This is a genomic window from Staphylococcus sp. FSL K6-3157 (assembly GCF_038005145.1).
Taxonomy (GTDB): Bacteria; Bacillota; Bacilli; order Staphylococcales; family Staphylococcaceae; genus Staphylococcus; species Staphylococcus equorum.
The window spans coordinates 2,470,585-2,490,774 of sequence record NZ_JBBOSM010000001.1 but is presented as its reverse complement, the minus strand read 5'-3'; the positions used below and the strand labels follow the sequence as shown (position 1 = coordinate 2,490,774).

Below are 20,190 nucleotides of genomic sequence, written 5' to 3'. Positions count from 1 at the left end.
ATCTTCCTTGAGAAGATGAAGAGGAATGACATTGACATATTGCATTCAGTTTTGAATGCTCATTACGAGTATTCATTGCGTTATTTTGTACATTGAAAACTAGATATGTAAGTAAAATTTATGATTTTACCAAGCAAAACCGAGTGAATTAGAGTTTTAAAAAGCTTGAATTCAAAAAAATAGAAATAATCGCTAGTGTTCGAAAGAACACTCACAGATTAATAACATTTTAGGTTTTCAACCGATTTTATCGTGTTGAAGGTCGAAAAGATTAAGTTATTAAGGGCGCACGGTGGATGCCTTGGCACTAGAAGCCTACGAAGGACGTTACTAACGACGATATGCTTTGGGGAGCTGTAAGTAAGCTTTGATCCAGAGATTTCCGAATGGGGAAACCCAACACGAGTTATGTCGTGTTATCGATATGTGAATACATAGCATATCTGAAGGCAGACGCGGGGAACTGAAACATCTTAGTACCCGCAGGAAGAGAAAGAAAAATCGATTCCCTGAGTAGCGGCGAGCGAAACGGGAAGAGCCCAAACCAACGAGCTTGCTTGTTGGGGTTGTAGGACACTCTATACGGAGTTACAAAAGAACAAATTAGACGAATCATCTGGAAAGATGAATCAAAGAAGGTAATAATCCTGTAGTCGAAAGTTTGTTCACTCTTGAGTGGATCCTGAGTACGACGGAACACGAGAAATTCCGTCGGAATCCGGGAGGACCATCTCCCAAGGCTAAATACTCTCTAGTGACCGATAGTGAACCAGTACCGTGAGGGAAAGGTGAAAAGTACCCCGGAAGGGGAGTGAAATAGAACTTGAAACCGTGTGCTTACAAGTAGTCAGAGCCCGTTAATGGGTGATGGCGTGCCTTTTGTAGAATGAACCGGCGAGTTACGATTTGATGCAAGGTTAAGCAGTTAATGTGGAGCCGTAGCGAAAGCGAGTCTGAATAGGGCGTTGAGTATTTGGTCGTAGACCCGAAACCAGGTGATCTACCCATGACCAGGCTGAAGTTCAGGTAACACTGAATGGAGGGCCGAACCGACTTACGTTGAAAAGTGAGCGGATGAGTTGTGGGTAGCGGAGAAATTCCAATCGAACCTGGAGATAGCTGGTTCTCTCCGAAATAGCTTTAGGGCTAGCCTTAAGTAATGATTATTGGAGGTAGAGCACTGTTTGGACGAGGGGCCCTTATCGGGTTACCGAATTCAGACAAACTCCGAATGCCAATCAATTTTATCTTAGGAGTTAGAACGCGGGTGATAAGGTCCGTGTTCGAAAGGGAAACAGCCCAGACCACCAGCTAAGGTCCCAAAATATATGTTAAGTGGAAAAGGATGTGGCGTTGCCCAGACAACTAGTATGTTGGCTTAGAAGCAGCCATCATTTAAAGAGTGCGTAATAGCTCACTAGTCGAGTGACACTGCGCCGAAAATGTACCGGGGCTAAACATATTACCGAAGCTGTGGATTGTCCGTAAGGACAGTGGTAGGAGAGCGTTCTAAGGGCGTTGAAGCATGATCGCAAGGACATGTGGAGCGCTTAGAAGTGAGAATGCCGGTGTGAGTAGCGAAAGACGGGTGAGAATCCCGTCCACCGATTGACTAAGGTTTCCAGAGGAAGGCTCGTCCGCTCTGGGTTAGTCGGGTCCTAAGCTGAGGCCGATAGGCGTAGGCGATGGATAACAGGTTGATATTCCTGTACCACCAAATTTCGTTTTAAGCGATGGGGGGACGCAGTAGGATAGGCGAAGCGTACTATTGGATTGTACGTCCAAGCAATGAGACTGAGTGTTAGGCAAATCCGGCACTCTTAAGGTCAAGTTGTGATGGGGAGAGGAAATTGTTTCCTCGAGTCGTTGATTTCACACTGCCAAGAAAAGCCTCTAGCTAGAATTTTGGTGCCCGTACCGCAAACCGACACAGGTAGTCAAGATGAGAATTCTAAGGTGAGCGAGCGAACTCTCGTTAAGGAACTCGGCAAAATGACCCCGTAACTTCGGGAGAAGGGGTGCTCTTTAGGGTTAACGCCCAGGAGAGCCGCAGTGAATAGGCCCAAGCGACTGTTTATCAAAAACACAGGTCTCTGCTAAACCGTAAGGTGATGTATAGGGGCTGACGCCTGCCCGGTGCTGGAAGGTTAAGAGGAGTGGTTAGCTTCGGCGAAGCTACGAATCGAAGCCCCAGTAAACGGCGGCCGTAACTATAACGGTCCTAAGGTAGCGAAATTCCTTGTCGGGTAAGTTCCGACCCGCACGAAAGGCGTAACGATTTGGGCACTGTCTCAACGAGAGACTCGGTGAAATCATAGTACCTGTGAAGATGCAGGTTACCCGCGACAGGACGGAAAGACCCCGTGGAGCTTTACTGTAGTCTGATATTGAAATTCGGTACAACTTGTACAGGATAGGTAGGAGCCTTTGAAACGTGAGCGCCAGCTTACGTCGAGGCGTTGGTGGGATACTACCCTTGCTGTGTTGGATTTCTAACCCGCACCATTTATCATGGTGGGAGACAGTGTCAGATGGACAGTTTGACTGGGGCGGTCGCCTCCTAAAGAGTAACGGAGGCGCTCAAAGGTTTCCTCAGAATGGTTGGAAATCATTCATAGAGTGTAAAGGCATAAGGAAGCTTGACTGCGAGACTTACAAGTCGAGCAGGGTCGAAAGACGGACTTAGTGATCCGGTGGTTCCGCATGGAAGGGCCATCGCTCAACGGATAAAAGCTACCCCGGGGATAACAGGCTTATCTCCCCCAAGAGTTCACATCGACGGGGAGGTTTGGCACCTCGATGTCGGCTCATCGCATCCTGGGGCTGTAGTCGGTCCCAAGGGTTGGGCTGTTCGCCCATTAAAGCGGTACGCGAGCTGGGTTCAGAACGTCGTGAGACAGTTCGGTCCCTATCCGTCGTGGGCGCAGGAAATTTGAGAGGAGCTGTCCTTAGTACGAGAGGACCGGGATGGACATACCTCTGGTGTACCAGTTGTCGTGCCAACGGCATCGCTGGGTAGCTATGTATGGACGGGATAAGTGCTGAAAGCATCTAAGCATGAAGCCCCCCTCAAGATGAGATTTCCCAACTTCGGTTATAAGATCCCTCAAAGATGATGAGGTTAATAGGTTCGAGGTGGAAGCATAGCGATATGTGGAGCTGACGAATACTAATCGATCGAAGACTTAATCAAATTTAAAAAGTGTTTTGTTTGGCATTATCAAATTTTACTTACTATCTAGTTTTGAATGTATAATTTTTATACAGTTCATTGTCTGGTGACAATGGCAAGGAGGTCACACCTGTTCCCATGCCGAACACAGTAGTTAAGCTCCTTAGCGCCGATGGTAGTCGGACTTACGTTCCGCAAGAGTAGGACGTTGCCAGGCAATTAGGGACCCGAAAGGGTCTCTTTTTTTATGCGCAAAAGGAGCTTAACTTCCAAAAAATCTGGTTTAAGCCATGAGCACATAAGCTGAAGCTCATGTGTAAGAACTACTAATCCCAATGATTTTGAGAAGTAGTTCTTTAGAAGCTGACGAACTGAGTGAAAGACGAGACGAGCTTACAAGCGATAAGTGAGTAAGGGAAGTATTAAGTGTTTACAAGAGCTGTGGCTCTTGCATAAGCACTACTAATCTTGCAGGCAAGAAAGTAGTGCTTCAAAGCTTCTTAGCGCCGATGGTAGTCGACTTACGTTCCGCAAAAGTAGGATAAGGTAGGATAAGAGGGATATAAAAGACAAGTCTTTTGTATAAGTGCTCCTAAGCTCTAAATATTAGAATAAGGAGCACTTTATAGGTGTTTTAGGACCTGAAAAGGTCTCTTTTTTTATGCGTGAGAAAATTAGTGAAGCCTGTTTAAAGACAAAGTTTTTTATATGCAGTACATTTGGAAATAGAGGTAGGCACGGACAAATACATCTCCTACTGCCTATATGTTAAAATATAATGAACTATGAGATATGAGAGTTGAAATTACTGCTTGAAAAGCGAGGATGCATATGACATTACCATTAACTAATAAACTTAAAAATATACTAAATAGAAATTCGATTTCGATGCATGTACCTGGACATAAAAATATGACAATTGGTTATTTAGAGCAACTAAATTTTAAAATGGATATGACTGAGATTACAGAATTAGATGATTTGCATCATCCTGAAGAAGTGATAGCAGAAAGTATGGAAGGTATAGAGAAACATCCTGATTATGATGCGTATTATTTAGTCAATGGGACTACATCTGGTATTTTATCAGTAATCCAAGGGTTTTCAGGGCAACATGGACATTATTCTATAGTTCGAAATGCACATAAATCTGTATTTCATGCTTTGGATTTAACATCAGAACAGTGTCAATTATTGGAAATGACAATGAGCAAAAAAACGAACCAATATTTAGGTCCGAATTTGGATACATTGCTTTCTCAAATAGAACAAACTAAATTAGCAATTCTTACATATCCTAATTATTATGGTGAGTGTTTTGATGTATCTATTGCTATCAAAGATCTAAAAGAGCACAATATACCTGTATTAATAGATGAAGCACATGGTGCCCATTTTGATTTGGAAGGTTTTCCCAATTCTACTTTAAATATGGGAGCGGATTACGTGGTGCAATCGTATCATAAATCATTACCATCACTAACAATGAGTTCTATTATATTTATTCATAAGAATGCACCGAGAAGAGAAAAGGTTATTAAATATTTGTCCTATTTTCAATCTTCAAGCCCGTCCTATTTATTGATGATGAGTTTGGAATTAGCACATCAATTTTATAAAGATTATAACAGTAAACTCTTTTTTGAAAAAAGAGACCAATTAATTCAAGTGTTAAAAGAAATTGGCGCTGAAGTCGTTAAGGTTGAAGATCCACTGAAATTGAATATACGTTGTAATGGTTATACTGGTTTTCAATTACAAAAGTATTTTGAAACTAAAGATATTTATGTTGAACTTGCTGATGAACATCAGGTATTGTTCGTTTTGCCTTTATGGCATAAGGGGGATACCTATCCATTTGATTCATTAATAGAAAGAATTCGACAAATTGAGTTGGAAGTGAGACACACACAAACGCTTAATCAGTCAGAGTTTAGGACTGAAGAAGGTACATACCAAGCGGGCGATATAGTTGATACAAAAAGTATCGATATTAGTCATGCTGGATCTAAAGTTTTAGCAACAAATATCGTTCCATATCCTCCTGGCATTCCTGTTATGTTTAAAGGAGAAAAAATTACAGAAAATATGATAGAATTAATGAATTATTGGTATGATAATAATATAAGAGTAGAAGGAATTAAAAATTATAAAATAGAAATTAAGGATGAATAAAATGTCAGCTTTTATAACTTTTGAGGGCCCAGAAGGTTCAGGTAAAACTACAGTCATTCAACAAGTGGCAGAAAGGTTAGAAACAGAGTATGATGTTGTACTCACTAGAGAACCTGGTGGTGTTAAAACTGGAGAGCAAATACGTGAAGTATTACTTGAAGGCGACGATATGGATGAGCGCACAGAAGCCTTATTATTTGCGGCCTCAAGACGTGAACATCTTGTTGGTAAAGTTATACCATCATTAGATGAGGGCAAGATAGTATTATGTGATCGTTATATAGATAGTTCATTAGCTTATCAAGGTTATGCACGGGGTATAGGAATAGAAGAAGTGAAATCTATTAATGAATTTGCTATTAATGGTTTATATCCAGATAGAACCATTTACCTTGATGTGAGCGTAAAGGTAGGTCGTGACCGTATACAAAAAAATCAGCGAAATCAGAATCGTTTAGATCAAGAAGATGTAATATTTCATGAAAAAGTAGTTGAAGGTTATAAGAAAATTATTCATAATGAGTCTAAACGTTTTATTGTGATTGATGCAAATCGAAGTATAGAAGAAGTAGTAAATGCGACGTATGAATCTATCAACAAATACTTAGAAAAATTGTGATATAATATTTGGAAGAGGTGTTTAGTATGAAAATGATTATAGCAATTGTACAAGATCAGGATAGTCAAGAACTGTCGGACAAACTTGTTAAACATAATTTTAGAGCAACAAAACTTGCAACCACTGGTGGATTTTTAAGAGCTGGGAATACTACGTTCTTATCTGGTGTTGAAGATGATCGCGTGGATGAGATGTTGAAAGTTATCAATGATACTTGTGGTAACAGAGAGCAGCTTGTCTCACCTATTACACCGATGGGTGGTAGTGCAGATTCTTATATACCGTATCCGGTTGAAGTAGAAGTTGGAGGAGCAACGGTATTTGTAATGCCTGTTGAAACTTTCCATCAATTCTAAAATCATGGTTGCTTAATATAGTAGCCTCTCAAATTACATTTTAGCTAAAAAGATGTGCTTAAGGTAATCTTTTGGAATGTTTTTTGTAGAGTAACTATATATAAGCAGCCTTTTTATATAAAGGAGTAACTTTATAATGGACGAACGAGAAAGACTGACGAAAGCCTATCAATCAAATAAATTGTCACATGCTTATTTATTTGAGGGTGATGATGGTCAGACAATGCAACAAGTCGCTATTGATTTTACGAAGCTGATTTTATGTGATCAAGACAATCAATGTCAGTTAAAGGTAGAAACATTTAATCATCCTGATTTTATGTATATATCCTCTGAAGAGAATACAATAAAGAAAGATCAAATAGAACAGTTATTACATTATATGAATCAATTACCAATAGAAGGTGACTATAAAGTATATATTATTGAATCCTTTGAAAAGTTAACCATTCAAGGTGAAAATAGCATTTTGAAATTTTTAGAGGAACCTCCTGAAAATACTATCGCCATCTTATTAACTACGAAGCCTGAACAAATCTTAGACACAATCCATTCGAGATGTCAGCATGTTTATTTTAAACCTATTAATAAAGCTAATTTTATAAATAGATTAGTAGAACGTGATATTTCTCGTCCAGTAGCTGAATTATTAAGTACATATACTACGCAAATTGAAACGGCAGTTACGCTAAACGAAGAAGCAGATTTAATGGCGCTACGTAAAAGTGTCATTAAATGGTGCCAATTACTTTTAACAAATCGACCTATGGCATTGATCGCTATTGTCGATTTATTGAAACAGGCTAAAAATAGAAGGCTACAAATGGTCACATTAGCTGCAGTTAATGGTTTCTTTCAAGATGTTATGCATGCTAAAGTAGGGATGACTGATGATATGATATATCAAGATTTACAAGTCGATGTACAAGAATATACGAAAAAACTAACATATAATCAAATTATTTTGATGTATGATCAAATAACAGAAGCACATAAAAAGTTGAATCAAAATGTGAATCCAACTTTAGTGTTTGAGCAAATCGTAATAAAAGGGGTGAATTAGTTATGCAAAATGTAGTAGGTATTGATTTTCAAAAATCAGGGAAAATGGAGTATTATTCGCCTCAACACTTTAATTTAACTGTAGGAGACTGGGTAGTTGTAGAGTCTAAAAGAGGGTTAGAGATGGGTCGTGTAAAATACGAACCTTTAAATGTTGCGGATCAAGATGTAACGCTACCATTAAAAGAAATTGTACGTATTGCAACTGAAGCAGATTTAATCAGATATGAACAAAATGAGCAAGCTGCAAAAGAAGCTTTGCAATTGTGTAAAGATACAATTCAACAACAACAATTAGAAATGCGTTTGGTTAACTGTGAATTCACATTAGATAAATCAAAAGTAATATTTAATTTTACTTCAGATGAACGAGTTGATTTTAGAAAACTCGTAAAAGTCTTGGCACAGAAGTTAAAAACACGTATTGAATTAAGACAGATAGGTGTTAGAGACGAAGCAAAATTATTGGGTGGCATTGGGCCATGTGGACGTTCTTTATGTTGTTCAACATTTTTAGGTGATTTTGAACCAGTATCTATAAAAATGGCTAAGGATCAAAACTTATCTTTAAATCCAACTAAAATTTCGGGAGCCTGTGGACGTTTGATGTGTTGTCTCAAGTATGAAAATGATTATTATGAAGAGGCACGTGCACAATTACCTGATGTTGGTGATCCGATTGAAACACCAGAAGGTAACGGTAAAGTGATAGGGTTAAATATTTTAGACATTTCCATGCAAATTAAAGTGGAAGGCCTAGAGCAACCACTTGAATATAAGATGGAAGAATTAGAAACGTTTAATTAGGAGGCCGTTACAACATTGAATCGAAGCGAGATATTTGAAAAGTTAGCACATTTAGAAGAAAATATTAATCAAATCAACGGTGATATGGTTAATTTGAAAAATCTTACTGTCGAACTTATAGAAGAAAATGTAGCCTTACAAATAGAGAATGAAAATCTAAAAACTTTAATAGATAAAGAAGAAAAACCTAAAAAAATAGAAAGCGGTCATAAAGCACAATATAAGCGACCACTTCGCAGTAAAGATAATTTAGCAATGCTTTATAAAGAGGGTTTTCATATTTGTAATGGTGAGTTATTCGGAAAACATAGAAAAGGTGACGACTGTTTATTTTGTTTAGAAGTGCTGAGTGAATAATTAAAGAACGAAATTGCCTATAAAACAATATGGATGAAATGTGATTGAGGATGAGATGTAGCGATAGGCTTGGTTATTAAGCATCGCAGTCTCGTCTTTTTTTTGGAGGATATAATGAATATGCACATGGAAAATGAAAGGTTAGATTTTTTAATTAAAGAAAAACTAGAAATTATTCAAAATGATGATGTGTTTTCTTTTTCAACAGATGCTTTACTACTTGCACATTTCACAAAAGTAAAAAAACAAGATACGATTATGGATTTGTGTTCGGGTAATGGTGTGATACCTTTATTACTTTCTGATAAAGGACAGCAAGCTATAGATGGAATCGAAATACAGCAACAACTCGTAGATATGGCGCAACGTAGTATCGTACATAACCATTTAGAAAATAGAATACAGATGCATCATATGGATTTGAAAGAGGCGCACAAACAGTTTAGTCCTGCAAAATATAGCCTTATTACTTGTAATCCGCCTTATTTTAAAGCGAATCAAGCGTTCCAACATCAGAAGGAAGCACATAAGATCGCACGACATGAGATCATGTGTACACTAGAGGATTGTTGTTTTGCAGCAAGACATTTACTAAAACAAGGCGGACGTTTTGTGATGGTACATCGAGCAGAACGTCTTATGGATGTCTTAACCTATATGAGAGCATACCAGATTGAACCCAAGAAACTTTATTTCATCTATAGTAAGCAGGGTAAAGTGGCGCAAACAATTGTTGTTGAAGGTAGAAAAGGCGGTAATCAAGGGCTAGACATTCAAACACCATTTTACATATATAATAATGATGGAACGTATACTAAAGAAATGAGAGAAATATATTATGGATAAACATTATATATACATTGTTAAGTGTAAAGATGGAAGTTTATATACTGGTTATGCAAAAGACATAGAAAAAAGGGTAGAAAAGCATAATAAAGGACAAGGCGCCAAATATACTAAAATAAGACGTCCGGTAGAGTTAGTTTATCAAGAAATGTTTGATACGAAGTCAGAAGCTTTAAAACGAGAATACGAAATAAAAACCTATTCTAGGCAACAAAAATTAGTATTAATAAGCGAGGGATAACTCATGGCGACATTATATTTAGTAGGAACACCTATAGGAAATTTAGCAGATATTACATATAGAGCTGTACACATTTTAAGATCGGTGGATTTGATTGCTTGTGAAGATACAAGAGTGACTAAAAAGTTATGTGCACATTATGATATACAAGCACCCCTGAAGTCCTATCATGATCACAATAAGGAACAACAAACGGATTATCTAATAGAACAACTGCAGCAGGATGTTAGCATCGCACTTGTATCAGATGCAGGATTGCCATTGATTAGCGATCCCGGTTACGAACTTGTCGTGGCAGCGAGGGCAAGTGAAATCAGAGTTGAAACGGTGCCAGGCCCTAATGCTGGATTGACGGCACTGATGGCGAGTGGATTACCATCATTTACTTATACATTTTTAGGGTTTTTGCCACGAAAAGAAAAGCAAAAATTAGATATTTTAGAGCAACGGATGTTTGAAGATAGTACACTGATTATTTATGAGTCCCCACATCGTGTGAAGGAGACGTTGAAAACAATTCAAAAAGTAGATGAAACGCGAAAAGTTTCACTAGGTAGAGAATTAACTAAAAAGTTTGAGCAAATTGTCACAGGAGAAGTTGGAGAATTACTAAACCAACTTAATGAAAATCGTATTCCAACTAAGGGTGAATTTGTCGTAGTCATCGAAGGTGCAATAACTGAAGAAGATACGTCGTGGTTTGAAGATATGTCGATACAAGCGCATGTGGATTATTATATAAACGAAAATATGAAACCTAAAGCTGCAATTAAACAAGTTGCTGAAATGCGTCATATGAAGACTGGCGAAGTTTATGATATTTATCATGAGGTTTCCAATAATTAATCCAAGTTGGATTGATAATTCTTAGGATAAAGCTTCTAAGGTAAAGTGAAGAACTTTCACAGGATAAAATCACGTTTAATCAAGAAAAATGAGTTGAAAAACTCCCATAACACGCGTGATTTATGGTAATGTAGACAAGATAGAGATTATTAATCATATTAAAATTTCAAAAGAATTAAGTCATGAAAAGTTCGATATGAATAGTAATCTAATCATATCATTATAAAAGTGGCTAAATTAGAAAATGAAATATAAAACATACATCTGTTTCATTGAGGGAAAAATGAATTTAGATATATTTAAAGCGTAGGAAACGAGGAGGAACATTGATGGCGAAAGAAACATTTTATATCACTACACCAATATATTATCCAAGTGGGAATTTACATATCGGTCATGCATATACAACAACAGCTGGTGATGTAATCGCACGTTATAAAAGAATGCAAGGCTATGATGTTCGATATTTAACAGGCACGGATGAACATGGTCAAAAAATACAGGAAAAAGCACAAAAAGCTGGGAAATCTGAATTAGAATATTTGGATGAAATGATTGCTGGAATTAAAGATTTATGGAATAAATTAGAAATCTCAAACGATGATTTTATTCGTACAACAGAAGCGCGACATAAAGAAGTGGTGCAACAAATATTTGAACGTTTATTAAAGCAAGAGGATATTTATCTTGGCGAATATGAAGGTTGGTATTCTGTACCAGATGAAACTTATTATACTGAGACGCAATTAGTGGACCCGATATTTGAAAATGGTGAAATCGTTGGCGGTAAAAGTCCAGACTCTGGTCACGAAGTAGAATTAGTTAAAGAGGAAAGTTATTTCTTCAATTTATCTAAATATACAGACCGTTTATTAGAATTTTACGATGAAAACCCTGATTTTATTCAACCACCTTCACGTAAAAATGAAATGATTAACAATTTCATCAAACCAGGATTAGAAGATTTAGCAGTTTCACGTACGTCATTCGATTGGGGTATCCATGTGAAATCAAATCCTAAACACGTCGTTTACGTGTGGATTGATGCGCTTGTGAACTATATTTCTTCGCTAGGTTATTTATCAGATGATGATAGCTTATTCAAAAAATATTGGCCAGCAGATATTCATATCATGGCGAAGGAAATTGTGCGTTTCCACTCAATTATCTGGCCAATCTTGTTGATGGCATTAGATGTTCCACTTCCTAAGAAAGTCTTTGCTCATGGCTGGATACTTATGAAAGATGGCAAAATGAGTAAATCTAAAGGTAACGTGGTCGATCCTAATGTACTTATAGATCGTTATGGTCTAGATGCTACGCGTTATTATTTAATGCGCGAATTACCATTTGGCTCAGATGGTGTCTTCACGCCTGAAGGTTTCGTTGAACGTACAAATTATGATTTAGCAAATGACTTAGGTAATTTAGTGAATCGTACAATTTCTATGGTCAATAAATATTTTGATGGCGAATTACCAGCATATCAAGGTCCAAAACACGAGTTGGATGAAGATATGGAACAAATGGCGATAGACACAGTGAATACATTCCATGAAAATATGGACGATTTACAATTCTCAGTAGCACTTTCAACGGTTTGGAAGTTAATCAGTCGTACTAATAAATATATTGATGAAACATCGCCGTGGGTATTAGCTAAAGATGAAAATCAAAAAGACATGCTAAGTAATGTAATGGCGCATTTAGTAGAAAACATTCGTATTGTAGCAGTGTTATTAAGACCATTCCTTACGCACGCACCAAAACAAATTTTTGAACAGTTGAATATTAATTCACCTGAATTATATGAATTTGATAGCGTGAAACAATATGGTGCCTTAACTGCGCCAATCGTTGTTAGTGATAAACCACAACCAATCTTCCCGCGTTTAGATAGTGATGCAGAAATCGATTATATTAAACAATCTATGCAGCCAGAAAAAGCGGCAGAAGTTTCAGAAGAAACTGAAGAAGAAGTACCTAGTAAGTCGCAAATCGATATCAAAGATTTTGATAAAGTAGAAATTAAAGCTGCTACGATTACAGATGCTGAGCAAGTTAAAAAATCTGATAAATTATTGAAAATCCAAGTCGATTTAGATAGTGAACACCGTCAAATCGTCTCTGGTATTGCAAAATACTATCAACCAGAAGATATTATAGGTAAAAAAGTTGCAGTTGTAACAAATTTAAAACCTGCTAAATTGATGGGTAGAAAATCAGAAGGTATGATTTTATCTGCTGAAAAAGATGGCGTACTGACACTTGTAAGTTTACCAAGCGCAATTCCAAATGGTGCAATAATTAAGTAATCACAAATTAAGGGAGCGGTATAACATGCTTATTGATACACATGTTCATTTAAATGCAGAACAATATGATGAAGATTTAGAAGCGGTCATTGAACGTGCAAGAGACAACGGTGTAGATCGAATGTTTGTTGTTGGATTTGATACACCAACAGTCGAACGTACGATGGAACTGATTGACCAATACGAATTTATCTATGGCATTATTGGATGGCACCCTGTAGATGCAGTTGATTGCACAGAAGAACGGTTAGAATGGATAGAAAAGCTTGCAGAACACCCTAAAGTGATTGGCATTGGTGAGACGGGATTAGATTATCATTGGGACAAGTCGCCTAAAGATGTACAACAAGCATTATTTAGAAAACAAATCGCATTGGCTAAACGCGTCAATTTACCAATTATTATTCACAATAGGGAAGCAACGCAAGATTGTATAGATATTCTTAAAGAGGAACATGCGGAAGAAATTGGTGGTATCATGCACAGTTTCAGCGCTTCTCCTGAAATTGCGGATGATGTAATTAATAAATTGAATTTCTATGTATCTTTAGGTGGTCCAGTCACTTTTAAAAATGCGAAACAACCTAAAGAAGTAGCAAAACATGTTCCATTTGATCGATTATTAGTTGAAACGGATGCACCATTCTTATCACCACATCCTTATAGAGGCAAAAGAAATGAACCTGCCCGTGTGACATTGGTTGCAGAACAAATTGCTGAATTACGCGGTGTGAGCTATGAGGAAGTTTGCAAGCAAACAACTGAAAATGCAGAACAATTGTTTAAATTAAAAGGATAGACACATTACAAAAAAGGTATCGGTCTGAAATAGGGCTTAGTTCATAGAGTAAATGCTAAGTAGTAACCATTATTTGCGACGATACCTTTTTTATTTTTATCTAAAATCGAATTAAAGTGATGAAAGGTGTAACAATAAATGAAGATTAACGAATTTATTGTAGTAGAAGGTAGAGACGATACGGAACGCGTTAAAAGAGCGGTAGAATGTGATACGATTGAAACAAATGGGAGTGCGATTAACGAGCAAACGCTAAGTGTTATAGCACAAGCATTTGAAACAAGAGGTGTCATTGTATTAACAGATCCTGATTTCCCGGGTGATAAAATACGTAATACAATTCAAAAACATGTACCAGGCGTTAAACACGCATATATCGATAGAGAAAAAGCCAAAAGTAAACGAGGCAAGATTGGTGTAGAACATGCACAACTTGAAGATATTAAAGATGCCTTAATAAATGTGAGTACACCATTCGAAGAAGGACACGAAACAATAAGTAAATCAGTGTTAATTGATTTAGGATTAATAATTGGGAAAGATGCACGCAAAAAAAGAGAAATAATTGGACGTAAACTACATATAGGACATTCTAACGGCAAACAATTAATAAATAAGCTCAATGCGTTTGGCTATACTGAAGAAGATGTTAGGAATGCATTAAGTGATAATGAAGGAAGTGAATGATAAGTGGATATTAAAGATGTTGCTACACCATCGCGTACAAAAGCATTGCTCAATCAATATGGTTTTAATTTCAAAAAAAGTTTAGGACAAAACTTCTTGATTGACGTTAATATTATACAAAAAATTATCGATGCCAGCGACATAGGTGAAAATACAGGTATTATAGAAATAGGGCCTGGTATGGGTTCGCTCACAGAACAATTAGCTAAAAACGCAAAGAAAGTTGTTGCATTTGAAATTGATCAACGTTTGATACCAGTGTTGAAAGATACAATGGGACCTTATGATAACGTGGAAATTATAAATGAAGATATATTAAAAGCTGATATTGCACATTATGTTACAGAGCATTTAGCAGATTGTGACAATATCATGGTGGTCGCTAACTTACCATATTATATTACAACACCGATATTATTGAATCTAATGCAACAAACTTTACCTATCGATGGCTACGTAGTTATGATGCAGAAAGAAGTCGGTGAAAGATTAAATGCACAAGTAGGTACAAAAGCTTATGGATCACTTTCAATAGTTACCCAATATTATACTGAAACCAGTAAAGTGTTAACCGTGCCGAAGACTGTCTTCTTGCCACCGCCAAATGTAGATTCAATTGTTGTAAAATTGATGAAGCGTCAGACACCGGAAGTAGATATAGATAATGAAGATAAATTTTTCAAAATGACAAAAGCTGCATTTAGCCAAAGACGAAAAACAATTAGCAATAACTATCAAAGTTTGTTTGTAGATGGTAAAGCGAACAAAGAAATTATTAAAAAATGGTTAGAAACAAGTGGTATAGATCCAAGAAGACGTGGAGAAACGCTTTCAATAAAAGAATTTGAAAAATTATACAATGAATTGAAAAATTTCACAGAATTAGCATTTTAAATTATTGACAAGCTTGAGTTACATTGCTAAAATTGATGTTTTGTTTGACAAAAGCGCGCTATTTGTGTTATTATACAACTTGTAGCGAGGTGGAGCAATATGCCAAAATCTATTGGAGACATCAAAAATTCACTTGATTGTCAATTAGGAAACCGAATCGTACTTAAAGCGAATGGTGGTCGTAAGAAAACAATTGAGCGTAGTGGTGTGTTAAAAGAAACGTACCCTTCTGTTTTCATTGTTGAGCTAGATCAAGAAATTTACAACTTTGAGCGTGTATCTTATACATACGCTGACGTTTTAACTGAAAACGTACAAGTTTCTTTTGAAGATGATAATCAGCAAGAAGCAATTGCACACTAAATAAAAGTGATTTAAATAAAGTTTGTCTCTTAGGAGTCATACTTTTTAATTTAAACTTTAATATTAAGATCATTAAATGAAAAGGTATGTTGGTGTAACTTCGCCAACATACCTTTTTCTGTGTCACAATTTATGATGCAGGAAATGGATATAATTTTAATAGAGATGTACTATATTGTAGAATAGTAAATTAAGAAATGATTTATTGTCCAATATAGTTAAATGTATATTTATAAAAATATTTATCAAAATATCGAAAATAAGTTTTTAAAAACAGCCAATGCAACTATAACAATATGTTAAAATCATTTTATTACCATATCGAATTGGAAGAGGGTGGGAATATGATTTATGAAACGGCTCCGGCTAAGATTAATTTAACGCTGGATACACTCTTTAAACGAGATGATGGTTTTCATGAAGTTGAAATGATTATGACGACGATTGATTTAAATGATCGCTTGTCATTTGAACTACGCAATGACAAAAAAATTGTTGTTGATGTAGAGCAAACTTACGTTCCCTCCGATAATAAAAACTTAGCGTATAAAGCTGCAGAATTGATGAAAAGAACTTATAATCTAAAGCAAGGTATTACAATCACTATAGATAAGAACATACCGGTGTCAGCAGGGCTTGCAGGAGGCTCTACTGACGCTGCAGCTACGATGAGAGGGATGAATCGCCTGTATGAGCTAAATAGACCGTTAAACGAGTTGTGTGAGCTTGGTATTAAGATAGGTACAGATATCCCTTTTTGTATTTTTGGTAAAACAGCATTATGCAGAGGTAAAGGTGAACATATTACGTTTCTGAATAAACCTCCATCAGCATGGGTTGTGGTGGCAAAACCAAATTTAGGTATATCTTCTCCGAGTATCTTCAAAAAATTAGACTTAAATCAGTCACATCATGTGGATACGACAGCTTGTAAATCAGCTTTAATTTCAGGAGATTATGAATTACTTTGCAAAAGTCTTTCAAACCGATTGGAACCTGTTTCGGGTAAAATGCATAGTGAGATTTTAAAAATAAAAGAAAATATGTTAGAGAATGGTGCGGATGGTGCTGTTATGAGTGGAAGCGGCCCATCTGTTTATGGACTAACACAAAAAGAACGCCAGGCAAGACATGTTTACAATGCAGTCAATGGCTGTTGTAATGAAGTGTATATAGTAAGATTATTAGGCTAGTGAGAAGGGATGAGTTAAATGCGCTATAAAAGAAGCGAACGAATTGTTTATATGACACAATACTTGATGAATAACCCTAATAAATTGATACCATTAACTTATTTCGTACAAAAATTTAAACAAGCGAAATCATCTATAAGTGAAGATGTTCAAATTATTAAAACCACATTCCAAAAAGAAAAATTAGGGACAGTGATTACCACAGCTGGGGCAAGTGGCGGTGTGACGTATAAACCAGAAATGAGTAAAGAAGAAGCGAGTGAAGTCATCGATGACGTTATCGCACAACTCCAAGAGAAGAATCGTTTGCTACCAGGAGGGTATTTATTCTTATCTGATTTAATGGGGGATCCGACGTTACTGAACCGTGTAGGAAAACTGATTGCTACACTTTATATGGACGAAGAATTAGATGCAATCGTTACGATTGCTACGAAAGGTATCTCTCTTGCTAATTCAGTAGCAAACGTATTGAATTTACCGGTAGTTGTCATTCGAAAAGATAACAAAGTGACTGAAGGTTCTACGGTATCTATCAATTATGTGTCAGGATCTTCTCGAAAAATTGAAACAATGGTGTTATCTAAGAGAACATTACCAGAGAATTCTAATGTCCTTGTAGTAGATGATTTTATGCGTGCAGGTGGATCCATCAATGGTGTGATGAATTTAATGAACGAGTTTAAAGCACATGTGAAAGGGGTATCGGTACTAGTAGAATCAAAAGAAGTTAAACAAAGATTAATTGAAGATTATACTTCCTTAGTTAGATTATCTGATGTAGATGAATACAATCAGGAATTTAAAGTGGAGAAAGGCAACAGTTTAACTAAATTTTCTTAAAGGAGCGATTACGACATCATGAAAACGATTAATACAACCAAAGCACCGGAAGCGTTAGGGCCATACTCACATGCAACAGAAATAAATGGTCTAGTATTCACATCTGGACAAATCCCATTAAATTTAAATGGAGAGATTGTTAGCGATGATGTAAAAGAACAGACGACACAAGTCTTAGAAAATTTAAAAGTTGTACTAGAACAAGCTGGATCGGATATAGATTCGGTTATAAAAGCTACTATTTTTATTGCTGATATGAATGAATTTCAAAATATAAATGAAGTTTATGGCAAATATTTTAATCATCATCAACCGGCTAGAAGTTGTGTTGAGGTAGCGAGACTACCTAAAGATGTTAAAGTAGAAATAGAAGTAATTGCACAAGTGAAGTAAGGATTTATAATTTTTAATAAAATTGTTAAGCTTCTAACAAAGAGATACTATGGGGGGCTCACTACATGAAAGTGACAGATGTAAGACTTAGAAAAATACAAACAGACGGTAGAATGAAAGCGCTTGTTTCAATCACTTTAGATGAATCATTTGTGGTACATGATTTACGCGTTATTGAAGGCAACACAGGTCTATTCGTCGCAATGCCAAGTAAACGTACACCAGATGGTGAATTCCGAGATATCGCGCATCCGATCAATTCAGAAATGAGACAAGAAATACAGGATGCTGTGATGAAAGTATATGAAGAAACTGATGAGGTCATCCCTGATAAAAATGCTCAATCATCAGAAGATACTAATGAGGAAGCTTAATTTAATTATTTGAGATTATTATAGTGAATTTAATATCGTTTTAAAGAAGATTGAATTTCTAAAATTGGGGAATTCAATCTTCTTTATTTATGTAAGCGTGACTAAAATATAAAATATTAAAATTATTTATAAAATGTAAAGGTGACAAAAATTATAATTTTGAAATTTATAATAAATAACTCAAACTTACATCGTTTTACTTAACTATATTATTATGAATGAAACAATTACATAAAGAAGTGATAGCGTATGTTTCGTTCATAATAATATGTTGAAAATTATCGATAATAAGAAAAATTACTTCAGGAAATGAAGCGGTTTACAAAACCTAAATAGATGACAAATACTATGCACTTTATTTTTAACAATCGTAATAAAAAACGCTTTAATAAAAAACATTGGCACTTTGAGCCTTGAAAGTGTGACTAGCGTTAAATTATAATAATAAAGAAGTGTATATTTTAATGGAGGGTTAACATACATGCAAAGACATGCAATAGTACTCGCAGCTGGTAAGGGTACACGTATGAAATCAAAGAAATACAAAGTACTACATGATGTCGCTGGCAAATCAATGATTGAACATGTCGTGGATAACGTTAAACAATCTGGCGTAGAACAGCTTGTAACAATCGTAGGTCATGGCGCAGAAAGCGTGAAAGAAACGTTAGGCAATGCATCTCTTTATAGTTTTCAAGAAGAACAATTAGGTACTGCTCATGCCGTTAAAATGGCTAGTGAACATTTAAATGATAAACAAGGTACAACGTTAGTAGTTTGTGGAGACACACCATTAATTACGACAGAAACACTTAAATCTTTAATTGAACATCACGAAAATAACCAATCACTAGCTACTGTATTAACAGCTACAGCAACGAACCCATATGGTTATGGCAGAATTGTACGTGATGCAGACAATCAATTAGTTAAAATAGTCGAACAAAAAGATGCAACAGATACAGAACAACAAATTAATGAAATTAGTTCAGGTGTTTTCGCATTTGATAATCAAATGCTATTTGAAAAGTTAGAGTTAGTGAACAACAATAATGTGCAAGGCGAATACTACTTGCCTGATGTACTTTCATTAATTTTAGAAGATAAAGGCACAGTCGGCATTTACCATACGAATGATTTTGAAGAAATTATGGGTGTAAATGATCGAGTGATGTTAAGCGAAGCAGAAAAAGCATATAGAAAACGTATCAACCAATTTCATATGAAAAATGGTGTAACAATTGTAGATCCATCCAATACTTATATCGGTGCAGATGTAACTATTGGAGAAGACACAATTATAGAACCTGGAGTTAAACTTGCAGGACATAGTGAAATTGGAGAAGATACAGTTGTAGGACAATATACAGAAATCACGAATAGTAAAATAGGTGATAATGTTACAATTAAACATTCAGTGATCAATGAAGCAATGGTTGATGATTATGCGATAATTGGACCATTTGCGCAACTTCGTCCAGGTACAGACTTAGGCAAAAAAGTGAAAGTCGGCAACTTTGTTGAAGTTAAGAAATCAGTCGTAAAAGCAGGAGCTAAATTACCTCACTTGAGTTATATTGGTGACGCAGAAATAGGTGAACGTGTGAATCTTGGCTGTGGTTCAATCACAGTAAACTATGATGGTATTAACAAATTCAAGACGATTATTGGTAATGATTCGTTTATAGGGTGCAATACGAATTTGGTAGCACCTATTACGTTAGGCGAGCGTTCTCTAATTGCTGCTGGCTCTACAATTACTGATAGTGTACCAGAAGACAGTTTAGCATTAGCGAGAGCTAGACAAACAACCAAAGAAGGTTATTTAAAAAAATAAAAGGTATATGT

At 36.1% G+C, this 20,190-nt stretch carries 19 protein-coding genes and 2 rRNA genes; all 21 read left to right on the top strand.

Annotation, left to right across the window (positions count from 1 at the left end; translation table 11 throughout):
• Window positions 1-269: 269 nt before the first annotated feature.
• Window positions 270-3,193: ribosomal RNA gene (locus MHB47_RS12095) — 23S ribosomal RNA — on the top strand.
• A gap of 81 nt (window positions 3,194-3,274) precedes the next feature.
• Window positions 3,275-3,389, top strand: a 5S ribosomal RNA gene (gene rrf / locus MHB47_RS12090).
• A 614-nt stretch (window positions 3,390-4,003) separates the two neighbouring features.
• The gene (locus tag MHB47_RS12085; RefSeq protein WP_340756899.1) at window positions 4,004-5,347 is read left to right on the top strand and encodes an Orn/Lys/Arg family decarboxylase; all 1,344 of its coding nucleotides are present in this window, start codon (window positions 4,004-4,006) and stop codon (window positions 5,345-5,347) included.
• Window position 5,348: 1 nt separating this feature from the next.
• Entirely contained in the window at window positions 5,349-5,966 is a 618-nt protein-coding gene (gene tmk, locus MHB47_RS12080) for a dTMP kinase (RefSeq protein ID WP_340756898.1), read from the top strand.
• Window positions 5,967-5,992: 26 nt separating this feature from the next.
• A complete protein-coding gene (locus MHB47_RS12075; protein WP_002508726.1) occupies window positions 5,993-6,322 on the top strand; it encodes a cyclic-di-AMP receptor in 330 nt (109 codons plus the stop codon).
• 136 nt (window positions 6,323-6,458) lie between these two features.
• Window positions 6,459-7,385 (top strand): DNA polymerase III subunit delta' C-terminal domain-containing protein, encoded by a 927-nt coding sequence (locus tag MHB47_RS12070; protein WP_340756895.1) that lies wholly within the window; start codon window positions 6,459-6,461, stop codon window positions 7,383-7,385.
• A 2-nt stretch (window positions 7,386-7,387) separates the two neighbouring features.
• Window positions 7,388-8,191 carry a PSP1 domain-containing protein gene (locus MHB47_RS12065; protein WP_340756893.1) on the top strand — a complete coding sequence of 268 codons (804 nt, stop codon included), beginning with the start codon at window positions 7,388-7,390 and terminating at the stop codon, window positions 8,189-8,191.
• A gap of 15 nt (window positions 8,192-8,206) precedes the next feature.
• A complete protein-coding gene (yabA, locus tag MHB47_RS12060; protein ID WP_002508729.1) occupies window positions 8,207-8,548 on the top strand; it encodes a DNA replication initiation control protein YabA in 342 nt (113 codons plus the stop codon).
• A 120-nt stretch (window positions 8,549-8,668) separates the two neighbouring features.
• Window positions 8,669-9,394 carry a tRNA1(Val) (adenine(37)-N6)-methyltransferase gene (locus MHB47_RS12055; protein ID WP_340757332.1) on the top strand — a complete coding sequence of 242 codons (726 nt, stop codon included), beginning with the start codon at window positions 8,669-8,671 and terminating at the stop codon, window positions 9,392-9,394.
• Window positions 9,387-9,635: a GIY-YIG nuclease family protein gene (locus MHB47_RS12050; RefSeq protein ID WP_002508731.1), complete on the top strand. Its 249-nt coding sequence runs from the start codon at window positions 9,387-9,389 to the stop codon at window positions 9,633-9,635. The genes MHB47_RS12055 and MHB47_RS12050 overlap by 8 nt, the downstream gene beginning before the upstream one ends.
• 3 nt (window positions 9,636-9,638) lie before the next feature.
• On the top strand, window positions 9,639-10,481 hold the full coding sequence (gene rsmI / locus MHB47_RS12045) for a 16S rRNA (cytidine(1402)-2'-O)-methyltransferase (protein WP_340756892.1): 843 nt from the start codon (window positions 9,639-9,641) through the stop codon (window positions 10,479-10,481).
• A 329-nt stretch (window positions 10,482-10,810) separates the two neighbouring features.
• Window positions 10,811-12,796, top strand: a complete 1,986-nt coding sequence (gene metG, locus MHB47_RS12040) for a methionine--tRNA ligase (protein ID WP_340756889.1) — start codon at window positions 10,811-10,813, stop codon at window positions 12,794-12,796.
• Between the two features lie 25 nt (window positions 12,797-12,821).
• Window positions 12,822-13,595 (top strand): TatD family hydrolase, encoded by a 774-nt coding sequence (locus MHB47_RS12035; protein ID WP_129651126.1) that lies wholly within the window; start codon window positions 12,822-12,824, stop codon window positions 13,593-13,595.
• A 138-nt stretch (window positions 13,596-13,733) separates the two neighbouring features.
• Entirely contained in the window at window positions 13,734-14,282 is a 549-nt protein-coding gene (gene rnmV, locus MHB47_RS12030; RefSeq protein WP_002508735.1) for a ribonuclease M5, read from the top strand.
• 3 nt (window positions 14,283-14,285) lie between these two features.
• The gene (gene rsmA, locus MHB47_RS12025) at window positions 14,286-15,176 is read left to right on the top strand and encodes a 16S rRNA (adenine(1518)-N(6)/adenine(1519)-N(6))-dimethyltransferase RsmA (RefSeq protein WP_340756886.1); all 891 of its coding nucleotides are present in this window, start codon (window positions 14,286-14,288) and stop codon (window positions 15,174-15,176) included.
• A 99-nt stretch (window positions 15,177-15,275) separates the two neighbouring features.
• Window positions 15,276-15,539, top strand: a complete 264-nt coding sequence (gene veg, locus MHB47_RS12020; RefSeq protein ID WP_002508737.1) for a biofilm formation stimulator Veg — start codon at window positions 15,276-15,278, stop codon at window positions 15,537-15,539.
• 344 nt (window positions 15,540-15,883) lie between these two features.
• A complete protein-coding gene (ispE, locus tag MHB47_RS12015) occupies window positions 15,884-16,732 on the top strand; it encodes a 4-(cytidine 5'-diphospho)-2-C-methyl-D-erythritol kinase (protein WP_002512532.1) in 849 nt (282 codons plus the stop codon).
• A gap of 18 nt (window positions 16,733-16,750) precedes the next feature.
• Window positions 16,751-17,575 (top strand): pur operon repressor, encoded by an 825-nt coding sequence (gene purR, locus MHB47_RS12010; RefSeq protein ID WP_002508739.1) that lies wholly within the window; start codon window positions 16,751-16,753, stop codon window positions 17,573-17,575.
• A gap of 18 nt (window positions 17,576-17,593) precedes the next feature.
• Entirely contained in the window at window positions 17,594-17,968 is a 375-nt protein-coding gene (locus MHB47_RS12005; protein ID WP_340756884.1) for a RidA family protein, read from the top strand.
• A gap of 65 nt (window positions 17,969-18,033) precedes the next feature.
• Window positions 18,034-18,342, top strand: a complete 309-nt coding sequence (spoVG, locus tag MHB47_RS12000) for a septation regulator SpoVG (protein ID WP_002508741.1) — start codon at window positions 18,034-18,036, stop codon at window positions 18,340-18,342.
• Window positions 18,343-18,823: 481 nt separating this feature from the next.
• On the top strand, window positions 18,824-20,179 hold the full coding sequence (glmU, locus tag MHB47_RS11995; RefSeq protein WP_340756881.1) for a bifunctional UDP-N-acetylglucosamine diphosphorylase/glucosamine-1-phosphate N-acetyltransferase GlmU: 1,356 nt from the start codon (window positions 18,824-18,826) through the stop codon (window positions 20,177-20,179).
• The last annotated feature ends 11 nt before the right edge of the window (window positions 20,180-20,190 follow it).